General features: G+C 70.7%; 13 protein-coding genes and 2 pseudogenes. 4 read left to right on the forward strand and 11 right to left on the reverse strand.

The window, feature by feature from the left end:
* Positions 1-13: 13 nt before the first annotated feature.
* From GEV07_15815 to GEV07_15860, 10 genes and pseudogenes are all read right to left on the reverse strand, one after another.
* Positions 14-1,510 (reverse strand): NADH-quinone oxidoreductase subunit M, encoded by a 1,497-nt coding sequence (locus tag GEV07_15815; protein ID MQA04124.1) that lies wholly within the window; start codon positions 1,508-1,510, stop codon positions 14-16.
* 175 nt (positions 1,511-1,685) lie between these two features.
* The gene (locus GEV07_15820; protein ID MQA04125.1) at positions 1,686-3,587 is read right to left on the reverse strand and encodes an NADH-quinone oxidoreductase subunit L; all 1,902 of its coding nucleotides are present in this window, start codon (positions 3,585-3,587) and stop codon (positions 1,686-1,688) included.
* A complete protein-coding gene (gene nuoK / locus GEV07_15825) occupies positions 3,584-3,976 on the reverse strand; it encodes an NADH-quinone oxidoreductase subunit NuoK (GenBank protein MQA04126.1) in 393 nt (130 codons plus the stop codon). The genes GEV07_15820 and nuoK overlap by 4 nt, the downstream gene beginning before the upstream one ends.
* Positions 3,977-4,480 carry an NADH-quinone oxidoreductase subunit J gene (locus GEV07_15830; protein ID MQA04127.1) on the reverse strand — a complete coding sequence of 168 codons (504 nt, stop codon included), beginning with the start codon at positions 4,478-4,480 and terminating at the stop codon, positions 3,977-3,979.
* A gap of 1,108 nt (positions 4,481-5,588) precedes the next feature.
* A pseudogene (locus GEV07_15835) lies at positions 5,589-6,287 on the reverse strand (4Fe-4S dicluster domain-containing protein).
* A gap of 55 nt (positions 6,288-6,342) precedes the next feature.
* Positions 6,343-7,308, reverse strand: a complete 966-nt coding sequence (nuoH, locus tag GEV07_15840; GenBank protein ID MQA04128.1) for an NADH-quinone oxidoreductase subunit NuoH — start codon at positions 7,306-7,308, stop codon at positions 6,343-6,345.
* On the reverse strand, positions 7,305-7,925 hold the full coding sequence (locus GEV07_15845) for an NADH-quinone oxidoreductase subunit C (protein ID MQA04129.1): 621 nt from the start codon (positions 7,923-7,925) through the stop codon (positions 7,305-7,307). The genes nuoH and GEV07_15845 overlap by 4 nt, the downstream gene beginning before the upstream one ends.
* Positions 7,926-8,215: 290 nt before the next feature.
* Positions 8,216-8,749: pseudogene (locus GEV07_15850) on the reverse strand (NADH-quinone oxidoreductase subunit B).
* Positions 8,750-8,774: 25 nt separating this feature from the next.
* Positions 8,775-9,146, reverse strand: a complete 372-nt coding sequence (locus tag GEV07_15855; GenBank protein MQA04130.1) for an NADH-quinone oxidoreductase subunit A — start codon at positions 9,144-9,146, stop codon at positions 8,775-8,777.
* 176 nt (positions 9,147-9,322) lie between these two features.
* Positions 9,323-10,048 carry a hypothetical protein gene (locus tag GEV07_15860; GenBank protein MQA04131.1) on the reverse strand — a complete coding sequence of 242 codons (726 nt, stop codon included), beginning with the start codon at positions 10,046-10,048 and terminating at the stop codon, positions 9,323-9,325.
* A 305-nt stretch (positions 10,049-10,353) separates the two neighbouring features.
* Between GEV07_15860 and GEV07_15865 the strand changes: the two genes are divergently transcribed.
* Both GEV07_15865 and GEV07_15870 read left to right on the forward strand, forming a co-directional pair.
* Complete coding sequence (locus GEV07_15865) at positions 10,354-12,387, forward strand: 2-oxoacid:acceptor oxidoreductase subunit alpha (GenBank protein MQA04132.1); 2,034 nt, start codon at positions 10,354-10,356, stop codon at positions 12,385-12,387.
* 37 nt (positions 12,388-12,424) lie between these two features.
* Positions 12,425-13,444 carry a 2-oxoacid:ferredoxin oxidoreductase subunit beta gene (locus GEV07_15870; protein ID MQA04133.1) on the forward strand — a complete coding sequence of 340 codons (1,020 nt, stop codon included), beginning with the start codon at positions 12,425-12,427 and terminating at the stop codon, positions 13,442-13,444.
* A 40-nt stretch (positions 13,445-13,484) separates the two neighbouring features.
* On the opposite strand, the gene GEV07_15875 is transcribed toward GEV07_15870, so the two are convergent.
* Positions 13,485-13,664, reverse strand: coding sequence for a hypothetical protein (locus GEV07_15875; GenBank protein ID MQA04134.1), 180 nt, complete (start codon positions 13,662-13,664; stop codon positions 13,485-13,487).
* Between the two features lie 238 nt (positions 13,665-13,902).
* Here GEV07_15875 and GEV07_15880 point away from each other — a divergent pair, with 238 nt between their 5' ends.
* Both GEV07_15880 and GEV07_15885 read left to right on the forward strand, forming a co-directional pair.
* On the forward strand, positions 13,903-14,376 hold the full coding sequence (locus tag GEV07_15880; protein ID MQA04135.1) for a hypothetical protein: 474 nt from the start codon (positions 13,903-13,905) through the stop codon (positions 14,374-14,376).
* Between the two features lie 20 nt (positions 14,377-14,396).
* On the forward strand, positions 14,397-15,595 hold a 1,199-nt coding region (locus tag GEV07_15885; protein ID MQA04136.1), incomplete at its 3' end, for an IS4 family transposase.

Raw genomic sequence — 15,595 nt, forward strand, 5'->3', positions numbered from 1 at the left:
CCCGATACCCCCGTTACCCGCCGATACCGAGCAGCCGATTGACGGCGGCACCTGTCAGGCCGAGCAGCGTGCGCGGCCACAGCCCGGTGGCGAGCATGACCGCGACCAGCGGCAGCCAGGTCACCAGCTCCATCGTGGACAACCGCGGCACCGCGACCGTCCGCCACCTGTCGGCGACCTTGCCGTGGGCGACCCGGTGCAGCATCACCAGGAAGTACGCGGCCGTCAGCACCCCGCCGACGCCCGCGATCGCGAGGTACACGAGGAACGCCGCCCGTGGCAGCCCTTCGGCCGGCTGCCACGCGCCGAGCAGCGCGAGCATCTCGCCCCAGAAGCCGGCGAAGCCCGGCAGGCCGAGGCTCGCGATCGACGCGACGGCGAGGAACCCGGCGAGCTGCGGCGCCTTCGCGCGCATGCCGGCGCCGAGCTCGGTCATGTCCGTGGTGCCGTAGCGCTCCTTGATGGCACCGGCGACGAAGAACAGCAGCCCGGTGATGATCCCGTGCGCGATGTTGCCGAACAGCGCCGCGTTCACCCCGACCGGGCTCAACGTCGAGATGCCGAGCAGCACGAACCCCATGTGCCCCACGGAGGAGAACGCGATCAACCGCTTCAGGTCCCGTTGCGCGAGGCAGGCCAGGGCCGCGTACACGATGCCGACGACCGCGTACGCGCCGAGGAACGGCGCTACCAGGTGCGCTCCCTCGGGCGCGGTCGGCAACGCGATCCGGACCATGCCGTAGGTGCCCATCTTCAGCAGCACGCCGGCGAGCAGCACCGAACCGACGGTCGGCGCCTCCGTGTGCGCGTCCGGCAGCCAGCTGTGCAACGGCCACATCGGCACCTTGACTGCCAGCCCGCCCGCGATGGTCAGGAACACCAGCACCTGCAGACCGGTGGACATGCCGCCGCCGGCGTTCTCCAGCAACCGCTGGATGGACAGCGACCCGGCGTGCGCCGCCGCGGTGAGCAGGCCGACCAGCATCACCGCGGAACCGAGCAACGTGAAGAGCAGGAACTTGTTCGCCGCGGCCCGCCTGCCGGGCCCGCCCCACACCGCGATGATCGCGTACATCGGCAGCAGCACGATCTCGAAGAAGATGAAGAACAGCAGCACGTCACCGGCGAGGAACGTGCCCACCATCCCCACTTCGAGCACCAGCAGGGCGACCACGAGCGCACGGGCCCTGCCCGGCTCTGGCACCTGCCGCCGCAACGTGAGGAAGCACAGGACAACCAGCCCCGTCGTGAGCACGACAAGCGGCAGCGAGATGCCGTCCAGGCCGAGGTGGAAGCGCAGCCCGATGGCCGGGATCCACAGCCAGCTCACCTCGAACTGCAGCTGCTCGGTGGCGCCGTAGTCGAAGACCAGCAGCACGACGAGCGCGTCGATGAAGGTCAGCGAGGCCGCCACTGCGCCGAACTTCGTTGCCAGCCACCGCGGTACGCCCGCGGTGGCGACCGCGCCTGCGGTCGGCAGCAACACGAGGAGCAGCGTCAGGACGCTCATGGCCGCTCACCACCGCTCGCGCCGCCGTCGTCGCCCCGGTCACGCCAGGTCCACTGCACCTGGCCACGCGCCACCGTGTCGTGGTGGTGGCGGATGTACCGGCAGCACCGGCTGTGCACGGCGACGACAGGCACGCCGCGTCTGCGGTCACCGGCCCGGCGCGTCCAGGCACAGTTCATACCAGCACCACCGCCCCGACGGCCAACGCCACCGCGCCGATCACGACGCCGGTGACGTACCACTGGGCGTTGCCGGTCTGCGTACGCCTGGCCAACGCACCGAGCCAGCCCATCAGCCGGCCGGAGTCCGAGACGGTCGCGTCCACGCCGTCGGTGTCGAGCCGCACCACTGCGCGGCCGAGCGCTGCCGTGCCACGCACGAACACCAGCTCGTAGAGGTCGTCGACGAAGAACCCGCGCGCGAACAGCGGCCGCACCGGCTCCACCAGGCGCACCGGGTCGCGTTCCGGGTGCGGAACCCAGGCGAAGTAGACGACGGCCACGCCGACGACGACCAGCACGAACGAGAGCACGGCGGTCAGCGCGCCCGGCAGCACCGCGTGCGGCGTACCGGTGTCCGCGCTGGCGAACCAGCTCGGCAGCCAGCCCTCGTGCACACCGAACAGGCCGAGCGACAGCGACGGCACGCTGAGCACGAGCATCGGCACGAGCATGCCGAGCTCCGGGTCGCCGCCCGACGCGACGTCCGTCCGCCGCGGCCCGTGGAAGGTCAGCAGCACTGTGCGGGCGGCGTACGCGGCGGTCATGAACGCGGTCAGCGCGCCCGCGACCAGCACGACGCCCGCCACCGACTGCGGCACCAGCGGCTGGGGAGCGGTCAGCTGGTGCAGCGACTGCTCGAGCACGGCGTCCTTGGAGAAGAACCCGGACGTCGGCGGCACCCCGACGAGCGCGGCGAAGCCGACCAGCATGCACGTGTACGTGATCGGCATGACCCGGTAGAGCCCGCCCATCTCGCTCATCAGGTTGGTGCCGACGCGGAGTATCACCGCCCCCGCGGCCAGGAACAGCACGGCCTTGAACGCGCCGTGGGTGAGCAGGTGCTCGACCCCGGCCGCGTAGCCGCCCATCGCGAGGCCGGCCTGCATGTACGCGACCTGGCTGACCGTGGAGTACGCGAGCACCCGCTTCAGGTCGTCCTGCGCGAACGCGGCGCACGCGGCGGTGAACATGGTGATCGCGGCGACCACACCGAGCACCGCAAGGGCGGTCGGCGACTGCAGGAACACCGGGTACAGCCGCGCCACAAGGTATGCGCCCGCGGCCACCATGGTGGCCGCGTGGATCAGCGCGCTGACCGGCGTCGGGCCGGCCATCGCGTCCGGCAACCACGTCTGCAGCGGGAACTGGGCGCTCTTGCCGACCACGCCGCCGAGCAACAGCAGCGTGCCTACGGTCACCGTCAGCTGGTTCATCTCGGCCGCAGCGGCCAACACGTCACTGACGCGGAACGACTCCGCCGCCACACCGAGCGCGAAGATGCCGAACATGAACGGCACGTCGCCGAGCTTCGTGACGAGGAACGCCTTCACGCCGGCGCGGGAGAAGTCGACCCGCTCCCAGTGGTGCCCGATGAGCACGTACGAGCACAGGCCCATCACTTCCCAGCCGACCAGCAGCACGATCAGGTCGGAGGCGAACACCACCAGCAGCATGGCTCCGGTGAACAGCGAGACGAACGCCGCGTACGACCGGTACCGCGGCTCGTTGCGCATGTACCCGACGGAGTAGACCTGCACGGCGAGCGCGACGACGCACACCAGCACCGCCACGGTCGCGGACAGCCCGTCGACGCGCACGCCAACGGCGATGTCGATGGTCCCCGTGGGGGTGAGCCTGGCGGTCAGCTCGCGTACCTGGGTGGGCTGCCAGATCGTGACGAACCACAGCGGCGCCAACAGCAGGGTGGCCAGGCCGGTGCCGGCCAGCGCGGTGATCGCGCTGATCGACACGGTCGACGGCTCGGCGCGGCGGCCGGCAAGCAGCCGTACGGGCACCAGGCCGACCGCTGCCGCGAGCAATGGCAGCGCTACGACGGCAACCGCGAGGCCGGTCACTTGGTGACCTCCTGCGGGGGCGGGGACGTGGCCGGCTGCGGCTCCTCCGGCTGCTGCGGCCCTAGCTCGCTGGGGTCGGCGCCGGACTCCCGCAGCTGCCTGAGCCTGTCCACGTCGATGATCCGGCGCCGCCGGTAGACCAACAGGACGATCGCGAGCCCCAGCCCGACCTCAGCGGCCGCGATCACCACCACGTAGAGGGTGAGGACCTGCCCGCCGTAGAGCTGGTCACCGAGCCAGACGTCGAACGCGACCAGGTTCAGGTTCACCGCGTTCAGCATCAGCTCGACGGACATCAGCACGAGGATCGCGTTGCGGCGGGCGAGCACGCCGTAGACACCAAGGGAGAACAGCAGCGCTGCGACGACGACGGGGACGACGACGTGCACCTAGTCCTCCCCTCGCCGGGAGAGCACGATGGCCGCCACCAGCGCCGAGAGCAACAGCACAGAGAGCAGCTCGAACGGCAGCACCCAGGACTTGAAGAGCACGGCCCCGATCGCCTGCGCCGTCCCGACCCGGTCGTCGCCGAGCTCGGCGTACGCGCCCGCGAACCCGTAGCCGCCGAGGGTGACGAGGAGCACCGCCGACCCCAGCCCGCCGATGATCGCCGCGACCCGGTTACCGCTGTCCAGGTCGCCCGAGGACCCGGTCGGCGCCCGGGTGAGCATGATGCCGAACAGCAACAGCACGACGATGGCCCCGACGTAGATCAGCACCTGGACCCAGGCCACCAGCTCCGCGGACAGCACGAGGTACATACCGGCAAGCGCACCGAACGTGACGACCAGCCAAAGTGCGGCGTGCACCAGCCGCCGGGTCGTCACCACGAGCAACCCGGACCCGAGCGCGACCACACCGAGCAGCACGAGCACCACGTCGACACCGGTCATAGTGCCCCCACCCGCAGCCGCCACAACGCGCCGCACGGGCCCAGGAGAACGGTCGGAACCGCGCACATCATGGCCCGGCCCCGCCCCCTTGCTCGTCACCCTCCCCGGGCGCCCCTGGCGCCCGCTCGTCTTCCGCACCGCCCTCAGCCGCAGGTTCCTGCCGCCCGCCAACCCCGGCGGGCTCCGCGCCAGCCCCGGTCTCAGCCCCGGGGGGCTCCTCGCCGACCCCGGGCCCGGCCTCGGCCTCGGGCTCCGGCTTCGGGACTTGCTCGCCAGCCGCAGGCGCCGCCTCGCGGGGCTCCGCGCCAGCCCCAGGATCAGCCCCGGCCTCCGCCTCCGCCTCCGGCTTCGGGACTTGCTCGCCAGCCGCAGGCGCGGCCTCGGAGGTCCGCTCGCCTCCCACCTCCGGCGGCGGGGGCGGCTCACCACCCGCCGCAGACCCCGGCGCCCGCGGCGCCTTTTCATCAGCCCCGGCCGCCGCCTCGGGCTTCGCGGGCTCGGGTGGCTTCCGCTGTGCCTTCTTTGCTGCCTTGGTGGTCCGCTTGGCCGCCTTCTTCGTTGCCTTGGCCGTCCGCTTGGCGGCCTTCTTCGCCGCGGGCGCTGGCGTGCTCTGCCCATCCGCCGCGTCCGCACCCGCGGATTGCTCGCCTTGGCTCTCGGCACCCGGCTCACCCTCGGCGCCCGCGCCAGCGGGCTGCCCAGCCTGCGGCTCGGCGGCCGGCTGCTCGGCACTCACACCGGTGGGCGGGTCGGCGGCCGGCTGCGCTGCCTCCGCCCCACCAGCGGACTGCGCAGCGCTCGCCCCCACAGTGCCCTGCGCGGCCTGCGGCTCGGCGACGGGCTGGCCGGCTTGCGGCTCGGCGACCGACTGCTCCGCACCCGCGTCGGTGGGCTGTTCGGTCTGCGGCTCGGCGACGGGCTGGCCGGCTTGCGGCTCGGCGACCGACTGCTCCGCACTCGCGTCGGTGGGCTGTTCGGTCTGCGGGTCGGCGACGGGCTGGGCGGGGGCGTCGGCGTTCGGCGTGGTGGTTGAGGGCTTCGGGGTGGCGGTCTTCTTCGCTGCCTTTTTGGCCGATGGTGCGCGCGCGGCGCGCTCTACCGGCGCGGAAGCTGCACCCTGCGGCGCAGCCGGAGGGTCAGCCCCTGCAGCCCCCGCACCGGCGGCAGCAGCCTCGGCACTGGCGGCACCAGCAGCCTCCGCACCGGCGCCAGCACCGGCACCGGCACCGGCACCGGCGGCACCGCTACCGGTGCCCGTGTCCGGCGTGGTGGGTTGGTCGGCCTTGGCGGCTGCCTTGGCGGCGCTCTCGACTTCCTTGGGGGCGGGGGCGGCGTCGTCGTTGGCGGGTGGGGGTGGGACGGTCCACATCCACTCGCGGAGGCGGTCGCGTTCGTGGGTGAGGTCGCGGATGTCGTACTCCGCGTACTCGAACTCCGGCGACCAGAAGAGTGCGTCGAACGGGCACACCTCGATGCAGATGCCGCAGTACATGCACAGCGAATAGTCGATGGCGAAGCGGTCGAGGACGTTCTTGCTGCGCTCCCTGCCACCCGGCTTCGCCGGCGGCACAGGCTCCTTGTGCGAGTCGATGTAGATGCACCAGTCGGGGCACTCCCTGGCGCACAGCATGCAGACGGTGCAGTTCTCCTCGAACAGCCCGATCACGCCACGGCTGCGCGGCGGCAGCTCGGGCACCTGGTGCGGGTACTCGTCGGTGCCGGTGCGCCTGGTCAACGTCTTCAGCGTGGTCGCGAGCCCCTTGACCAGACCCGTACCGGGAACGCCCGAGGTGCCTGGGTCGCTCATGCTCGGGTCCTCGCGTTCCTCGACGTCGTCGGCAAGCCAAGATAGGAGGTCATCATCACGCGAAGGTCACTCTCACGATCGCGGTCAGCAACAGCTGGGCCAGCGCCAACGGCACCAGTCCGACCCAGGCCAGCCGCTGCAACTGGTCCTCGCGCAGCCGCGGGAACGACACCCGCAGCCAGATCATCACGAACGACACCAGCAGCAGCTTCACGCCGGTCCACAGCCAGCCCAGCTCGGTGTCGAGGAACGGGCCCTTCCAGCCGCCGAGGAAGAGCACAGTGGTCAGCGCCGCGACCACCACGATGCCGGCGTACTCGGCGAGCAGGAACAGCGCGAACCGCAGGCCGGTGTACTCGGTGTACGGGCCGAGGATGATCTCCGAGTCGGCGATCGGCATGTCGAACGGCACCCGCCGCAGCTCGGCGACGCCCGCGACCACGAACACGATCAGCGCGGGCAGCTGCCACGCCAGCCACCACGGCTGCCAGGCCTCGACGATGCCCGTCAGCGACAGCGTGCCGGCCGCCATCGCCACCGACACCGCCGCGATGACCAGCGGCAGCTCGTACGCCAGCAGCTGAGCGGCCGCCCGCACCCCGCCGAGCAGCGCGAACTTGTTGGCGCTGGCGTAGCCCGCCATGATCGCGCCGAGCACGCCGATGCCGAGCACCGCGAGCGCGTAGAACAGGCCGGCGTCGAGGTCCCTGCCGACCAGGCCGCCAGGGCCGACCGGCACCACGACGAGCACCAGCAGGTACGGCAGCAGCGCCACCCACGGCGCCAGCTTGAACACCGTACGGTCGGCCGCCTGCGGAACGATGTCCTCCTTCTGCGCGAACTTCACCCCGTCGGCGACCAGCTGCGCCCACCCGTGGAAGCCACCGGCGTACATCGGGCCGAGCCGGCCCTGCATGTGCGCCATCGCCTTGTGCTCGAGGTAGCCGACGACCATCGGCAGCACGAGGAACGCGGCGAACACCACGACCACCCGCACGGCGATCTCCAACGCAAGCGTCACGGCGTCTCCTCGCCGGAACCCGGCTCGGTGTCGGCTGAGCCGGCCGCGGCGCGCCACTCGTCCACGTCCGGCTTCCCCGGCGGCCGCACCCGCCGCCGGCTCGGTGCCGCGTCGTGCTCGGACTCACCTGGCTCCTTGGCACCCGGCCACGGCTTCGCGACCCGGGACGCCAGCACGAAGTCCTTGCGCAGCGGGTGCCCCTCGAAGCCGTCCGGCAGCAGCAGCGGCGTCAGGTTGGGGTGCCCGGTGAACACCACGCCGAACATCTCCGCCGTCTCCCGCTCGTGCCACGCGGCACCGCGGAACACCCCGGTCAGGCTCGGCAGCTCCCACCGGTCGCCGGCCGCCGGCACCGGCAGCCGGGTACGCAGCAGCAGATGCCGCCGCAGGGGGATCGACCACAGGTGGGTCAGCACGACGAGCCCGTCGTCCTGGTCGTCGACGGCGGACAGCCAGTCGAAGTACGTGCAGCCCAACTGGTCGCGCGCGTGGCTCGCGACGGCCACCCACTCCGCGACCGGCACGTCGGCAGTGACCGCGCCGACCTGGTCCTCCGTGCACTCGACGGCAGGGAACCGCTCGGTCAGCGCGGCGACGAGCTGACTGGACTCGGTCACGGCCGCTCGCCACCGTCGAGCCGAGGCAGCGGCTGGGTGTCACCGCCGCGTGGTGGGTGCGGGCCCCACGGCGGCGCGAGCGGCTGGGTGCCAGGCCCGCCGTCGTCGACGGCGTCCTGCGCGGGCAGCTCCTCGGTCGGCGCGTCGTCGTGGCGGAAACCGAGCGCGGTGAGCAGCTCGGTCGGCGCGTCGTCGGCGTCGTCGTCCTCCGCAGGTTCCTCCTCCTCGGCGGTCGGCGCCAGTGGCCGCCACGGCGCGATCGGCTCCGGCGGGGGCGGTTGCCACGGACGCCGCAGCGCGTCCGCACTCGGCGCCGCGCCGCCGTAGCGCTTCGGCAGCGACTCGGCGGCGATCTTCTCCTGCAGCTTCACGATGCCCTGCAGCAGCGCCTCAGGACGCGGCGGACACCCCGGCACGTACACGTCGACAGGGACGATCTGGTCGACGCCCTTCGTCACGCAGTACGAGTCCCAGTACGGCCCGCCGCAGTTGGAGCAGGCGCCGAACGAGATGACGTACTTCGGCTCCGGCATCTGCTCGTACAGCCGCTTCACCGCCGGCGCCATCTTGTCGGTGACCGTGCCTGAGACCACCATCAGGTCCGCCTGGCGCGGCCCGGGCGCGAACGGGATGACGCCGAGCCTGATGAAGTCGTGTCTGGCCATGGAGGTGGCGATGAACTCGATCGCACAGCAGGCCAGGCCGAAGTTGAAGACCCACAGCGAGTACCTGCGGCCCCAGTTCAGCACTATCCGGACCGGGTCGGGGACGATCCGGGAGAGCAGGCCGAGCTTGGGGGTGGGCAGCTGAACGGGCGTGGTCATCCGCGACCGCCTCCTCGCGCCGCTGTCACGTCCACGTCAGCACCCCCTTGCGGGCGGCATAGGCCAGCCCGACTACGAGGAAGCCGATGAAGACGAACATCTCCACGATGCTCTCCACCCCGTAGCCGGGCGCCGCGAACACGGTCGCCCAGGGGAAGAGGAACATCACATCGACGGCGAACACCAGGTAGAGGAACGCGTACACGTAGTAGCGGATGTGCAGCTGCGCCCAGCCCTCACCGACCGGATCCACCCCGCACTCGTAGCTGTACAGCTTCTCCGTGGTGGGGCCGTTCGGTCGCAGTAGCCGGTTCGCGGTGAAGGCCACTGCGAGGAACACCGCGCCGACCAGCAAGACCACGCCGACCACGGTGTACGAGGTCAGGTACGCGGACATCGCTCACCTTCGACGTTGGTAGGTCGGGCAGCAAACCCGTGGTCCGGGACTGCCCAGCGGGCAACAGCAACCCGTACAGATAACACCACGTCCGCCGACGACACCAGCGCGGGCTGATCTTTCCGGTTACGCGGTGTGCCGCGCCGCGGTCACCCGCCAATCCCAGCTTGTCAGGACTACGCGCGGATGGGAACGCCACCCAGGTCGTCGAGCACGTCGAACGCCGGGACGAAGTGGCCGAGCGAGGCGGACCCGCCCGCCGGCGAGGACACCGCGGTGAAGACGCCGAGCAGCCGTACCCGGCCCGGCGCGACCGACTGCCACACCGGCCCGCCTGAGTCACCCAGCCAGCCCACCTGCTGGCCGTCGTCGCCGCGCATGGTGATCTGGCATCCCGCCGCGACCAGGTAGGAACTGCAGCTGGCGGGGACGTCGACCACCTCGCCGCAGACGTAGCCGCCGGCCTGCTGAGTGCTCTCCGCGTAGCCGCTGTGGCAGACCCGCTGGCCGACCGCGATCGAGCCCCGGGTCGCCACGCTGTCGACGGCGGCGTTGACCGACGAGCCGTCGGCCGCGGTGCCGATCCGGAGGTGGCCGTCCGGTTTGTCCTGGTTCAGCCGTACGTACGCGGTGTCCCTCGAGGTGGAGACCGAGCTGGTCTGGCCGAGCAGCCCGGTGGAGCCGTAGACCGCGGCACCGGTCGGCGCGACGTGGCGCGCGGTGACCAGGTAGAAGTCGTCCCCCTGCTGGACCGCGAACGCGTAGGAGCCGGCCTCGTACGACGTGCTGTTCAGGAACCCGCCGCCTGAGGTCACCGAGACGCCACTGCCCTGCGCGGGCGGCGCGTGTGCCGCCGCCTGGGGTGCGGGAATGCCCAGCACGCTCACCGCCACGGACGCCACGACGACCAGCAGACCGCACAACAATGCCCGGGGCCGCGTTGGGGGACGCGACCACCGTGGCCGGCGGGGTACGCCAGTCACGAACATGGCACCTCCGTTGCGACGCCGGGGGTTACGCCGCATGGGTGAGCCTAGGCACCCGGTACAACCGCCGCAACGGCCGCACAACAAGCTGTGGACAGCCAGGTAGCCGATCCACCCATGGCGGAGTCCCAGGTCAGAGCCTTAATCGCCGAGCCGGGCATAAAGGGCACCCCGCGCTCGTTACGACGAGTGAGCTCTTCCCTCTCGAAAGGCCGGTCACGATGAGCGACCTCACGAGTCGTACCCGACCGTATCCCCTGCGCAACCGGGCATACCCCCGACCCCCCCCGCGCCGCGTAACCGATGTCTTCCTCTCGGTCTCGAGATACGTAGCATGGAGTGACGAGATTGAGGAGGCTGTAAGCCCCGTGACCACGTCAGCCACCACGCCCACGGAGAAGGGCGTACAAAAGCTCGACCGAGTCATCATCCGATTCGCCGGCGACTCCGGCGACGGCATCCAGGTCACCGGCGATCGCTTCACCTCGGAGACCGCCCAGTTCGGGAACGACCTGGCCACCTTGCCGAACTTCCCCGCGGAGATCAGAGCCCCCGCGGGCACCCTGCCCGGCGTCTCGTCGTTCCAGCTGCAGTTCGCCGACCACGACGTACTGACCCCGGGCGACCAGCCGGACGTCCTCGTGGTGATGAACCCGGCCGCGCTACGCGCCAACCTCGCCGACCTACGCCGCGGTGGTCGCATCATCGCGAACGTCGACGAGTTCACCTCCCGCAACCTGCGCCGTGTCGGCTACGACGCCAACCCGCTCGACGACGGCAGCCTGGACGGCTACACGGTGCACCAGGTGAAGCTCACCTCGATGACCGTGGAGGCCCTGAAAGAACTGGAGATCGGGAAGAAGGACGCAGAACGCGCGAAGAACATGTTCGCGCTCGGCCTGCTCTCCTGGCTCTACCACCGGCCCACGGAACGCACCCTGGAGTTCATCCAGAAGCGCTTCGGCAAGGCGCCGGAGATCGCGCAGGCCAACACCACGGCGTTCACCGCCGGGTGGAACTACGGCGAGACCACCGAAGAGTTCGCCATCTCCTACGAGATCAGGCCCGCGGCGATGCCGACCGGTCTGTACCGCAGGATCACCGGTAACACCGCGCTGTCACTCGGCCTGGTGGCGGCGTCGCGGCAGGCGGGGATTCCGCTGTTCCTCGGTGCGTACCCGATCACGCCGGCGAGCGACGTGCTGCACGAGCTGAGCAAGCACAAGCGGTTCGACGTGCACACCTTCCAGGCGGAGGACGAGATCGCCGGGGTCGGTGCCGCGCTCGGAGCCGCGTACGGCGGCGCGCTCGGCGTCACCGTGACGTCCGGGCCCGGTGTCTCGCTGAAGGGCGAGACGATCTCGCTCGGCGTGGCGTTCGAGCTGCCGCTGATCGTCTGCGACATCCAGCGCGCGGGTCCGTCCACCGGTATGCCGACCAAGACCGAGCAGGCCGACCTGCTGATGGCGTACGGCGGCCGGCACGGCGAGGCACCCGTCGTGGTGCTCGCGCCGCAGAGCCCGGCGGACTGTTTCACCATGGCCATCGAAGCCGCCAGGATCGCCACCAAGTACCGCACGCCGGTGATCCTGCTGTCCGACGGGTATCTCGCGAACGGCTCGGAACCTTGGCAGATCCCGGACGTCAGCACACTGCCCGACATCCGGCCGGAGTTCGCCACCGAGCCCAACGGTACGGACGCCAAGGGCAACCCGATGTTCCTGCCGTACCTGCGCGACCCGGAGACGCTCGCCCGGCCGTGGGCGGTGCCGGGCACCGCGGGCCTAGAACACCGGATCGGCGGCCTGGAGAAGGCGGACGGCACCGGGCACATCTCGTACGACCCGGACAACCACGATCTGATGGTCCGTACCAGGCAGGCGAAGATCGACGGCGTAGCACGCGACGTCGCGCCGCTCGAGGTGGACGACCCGACCGGCGACGCGCGCACCCTGGTGCTCGGCTGGGGCAGCACGTACGGCCCGATCGGTGCGGCGGTGCGCGAGGTGCGGCAGCACGGTTACGCGGTCGCCCAGGCCCACCTGCGCTACCTGAACCCACTGCCGCAGGGCACCGGCGAGGTGCTCGCGCGGTACGACCGGGTGGTGGTGCCGGAGATGAACCTCGGCCAGCTCGCGCTGCTGCTGCGCGCTACGTACCTGGTCGACGTCGTGACATACAACAAGGTGCGCGGACTGCCGTTCACCTCCCACGAGCTCGTGACTGCGATCGAAGAGGTAGTCGACGGTGACTGAACTAGAGACGGGTCCGCGCAAGTACCGCGCGTTCGACCTGGTGCCGGTGGAGAACGGCGAGCAGAAAGCGAAGGACTTCAAGTCCGACCAAGAGGTGCGCTGGTGCCCCGGTTGCGGTGACTACGCGATCCTCGCTGCGTTCCAGAGCTTCCTGCCGGAGCTGCAGCTGCGCAAGGAGAACATGGTCATCGTCTCGGGCATCGGCTGCTCGAGCCGGTTCCCGTACTACATGGACACCTACGGCGTGCACTCCATCCACGGACGCGCGCCCGCGGTGGCGACCGGCCTGGCGTGCAGCCGGCCGGACCTGTCGGTGTGGGTGATGACCGGTGACGGCGACGGGCTGTCCATCGGCGGCAACCACCTGATCCATACCCTGCGCCGCAACGTGAACCTCCGGGTGTTGCTGTTCAACAACCGGATCTACGGGCTGACCAAGGGCCAGTACTCGCCGACCAGCGAGCAGGGCAAGGTCACCAAGTCCACGCCGTACGGGTCGCTGGACGCCCCGTTCAACCCGCTGTCGCTGGCGATCGGCGCCGAGGCCAGCTTCGTCGCGCGTACCCTCGACTCCGACCGCAAGCACCTGATCGAGGTGCTGCGGCAGGCGTCCGACCACAAGGGTTCGGCGTTCGTGGAGATCCTGCAGAACTGCCCGATCTACAACGACGACGCGTTCGAGCCGCTGAAGGACGCCGAGTCGCGCGACGACCGCACCGTCCGGCTCGTGCACGGCGAGCCGATCGTCTACGGCGCGGACGCGAGCAAGGGCATCAGGCGCAACCCGACGACCGGGGCGCTGGAGGGCTGCGCGGCCGACGACCCCGGCGTGCTCGTGCACGACGCCACCGCCGCCGACCCGACGACCGCGTTCGCCCTGTCGCGGCTGGACGACGAGGCGTTCTCGCACGTACCGGTCGGCGTCTTCAGGTCCGTCGAGCGCTCGACGTACGACGAGCTGATGCGCGCGCAGATCACCGAGGCCAAGGACGACCACGGCCCCGGCGACCTGCAGGCCCTGGTAACCGGCGCAGACACCTGGCGCGTGGACAACTAGCGGTCACCGTTGGCGCACGTGGCCACAGTCGTCGACTCGCTCAGCTCGGCTGCCGCGGCGGAGGCCATCGCAGGATGCGCCCACCGAAGTAGCCGCCCTCGTCGGCGCGATGGCCGGCGCGATCACCAACGCCGTACTTGGCCATCTCCGCGATCGCGGCGCGCCTGAAGCCATCCCGGCCATCGCGGAACGAGCCGCCCGGATCGCGCTGGCAGGTCACTGCGCCAGCTCCCCCGGCTGAACCCTAGAGGGTCGCGACCGCCCCTGCGGGCGCCGGCGAGGTGCCAAGCTGTACGCGTGACGTCAGACCGCTCCACGGCGGCGGACATCCATGCCCTGCTCGCCGACCTGCTGCCGGTGCTCGTGCCGGGTGCCGAGCTGCGCACCGACACCGCGGAGGTGCTGCTGTGTCTCGGCACGGCGCGTGCCGGCGTCTCGACCGAGGAGCTCGTGCAGCGTTGTGGCACGCGCCGCACCACCAGTGGCCGCGTGCCGTCGAGGACTGGCTGCGGCGGGTCGGCGCCGAGGCCGAGCTGGCCCTCGTGGAGGCCGAACAGCCCGGTGACCCGCACGACCGGCTGCGCGTGGTGCTCGGCGCCCGCGACCGGCAGTTCGGCGACCCCCACGAGCTGACCACGGTGTCCGTGCCGTTCGGCCGCTACTTCACCGTGCACACCGCGCTGGAGCACGACGGCACGCCGCGGATCCTCACCAGGCTGCGGGCCCGCCTGCTCGACCTGCGCGGCATCGGCGAACGGGCGGTACGCAACACGCTCGACATCGAACACCCGCGCCTCACCGTACGTCCGCAGCAGCTGACACTGCAGGAACGCGCGACCGTCGTGACCCTGCCCGGCAGTCCGTACGCGGCGACGACACTGCTCGACATCCGCAAGATGCTGCCTAAGTCCAGTATCGTTCAGTTAAGGTGACGTGGGTGTAGTTTGGTGGCATGCCGCGTGCTGGATGGAAGAAGCCGGAGTCGGAGCGTCGGTTGTCAGACCTGGTGTCGGTCGGGGTGCTGACGCGGGTGTTCCCGCCAGGGCTGGTCGATGATGTGATCGCCGAGGTGGGCCGCACCGAGCAGCGTCACCGGTCGTTGCCGGCACGAGTGATGGCCTACTTCTCGATCGGGATGGCGCTGTACTCCGAGGGTTCCGATGAGGACGTGCTGGCCCAGCTCACCGACGGGCTCTCGTGGACCTCGGGCTGGCAGGAGACTTACAGCCCGCCGAGTAAGTCGGCGATCTTCCAGGCCCGGGCACGGTTGGGCTCGGAGCCGTTGGCCGCGGTGTTCGAGCGGGTGGCCCGACCGATCGGCGCCGAGCAGACGCCGGGTGTGTGGCTGGCCGGACGCCGTATGGTCGCGATCGACGGGACCTGCCTCGATATCGCCGATACGACCTCCAACGCTGCGCACTTCGGACGTCCCGGGGTCAACAAGGGCGAGCAGGCGGCGTTCCCGCAGGCCCGGGGCGTGGCATTGGCCGAGTGCGGCACGCACGCGGTCTTCGCTGCCGAGATCGGCAAGTACGCCCAGTCCGAGGCCACGTTGACCGGGCCGCTGCTGGACCGGCTGGAGCCAGGCATGCTGCTCCTGGCCGACCGTGGTTTCTTCTCTTACGCCCTGTGGCGCAAGGCAATCGCGACCGGAGCCGACCTGCTGTGGCGGGTTCGCACCGACAAGGCCGGACCCAAGCCCTCCCACCTCGAAGACCTTCCTGACGGCTCCTGGCTGGCCCACCTACGCCGCGCCACGCCCGCAGCAGCCCGTCGCGAGGAGCCGATGCTGGTCCGGGTCATCGACTACACCGTCGAGGACGGCCGCGAGGACCCCATCACCTACCGGCTCTTCACCACGCTGCTGGACCCGGCCGAGGTCACCGCAGTCGACCTCGCCGCGTCCTACACGCAACGGTGGGAGATCGAACTGACCTTCGACGAACTGAAGACCCACCAGCGCGGGCCACGCACCGTGCTGCGCTCGAAGTCCCCAGACCTGGTTCTCCAAGAGATCTGGGGACACCTGTGCTGCCACTACGCAATCCGCTCCCTGATGACCCAAGCGGCAGCTCATTCCGGTCACGACCCCGACCGGGTCAGCTTCGTCGCCGCGCTGCGGATCACTCGCCAATCCCTCGCCCACCCGGG

The sequence above is a fragment of the Streptosporangiales bacterium genome, from assembly GCA_009379825.1.
GTDB lineage: Bacteria > Actinomycetota > Actinomycetes > Streptosporangiales > WHST01 > WHST01.

What these genes read in the sequence shown, in the direction of transcription:
- GEV07_15815 (MQA04124.1), bottom strand. Translation starts at nt 1,510, where the DNA reads ATGAGCGTCCTGACGCTGCTCCTCGTGTTGCTGCCGACCGCAGGCGCG.
- GEV07_15830 (MQA04127.1), bottom strand. Translation starts at nt 4,480, where the DNA reads ATGACCGGTGTCGACGTGGTGCTCGTGCTGCTCGGTGTGGTCGCGCTC.
- GEV07_15855 (MQA04130.1), bottom strand. Translation starts at nt 9,146, where the DNA reads ATGTCCGCGTACCTGACCTCGTACACCGTGGTCGGCGTGGTCTTGCTG.
- GEV07_15865 (MQA04132.1), top strand. Translation starts at nt 10,354, where the DNA reads ATGAGCGACCTCACGAGTCGTACCCGACCGTATCCCCTGCGCAACCGG.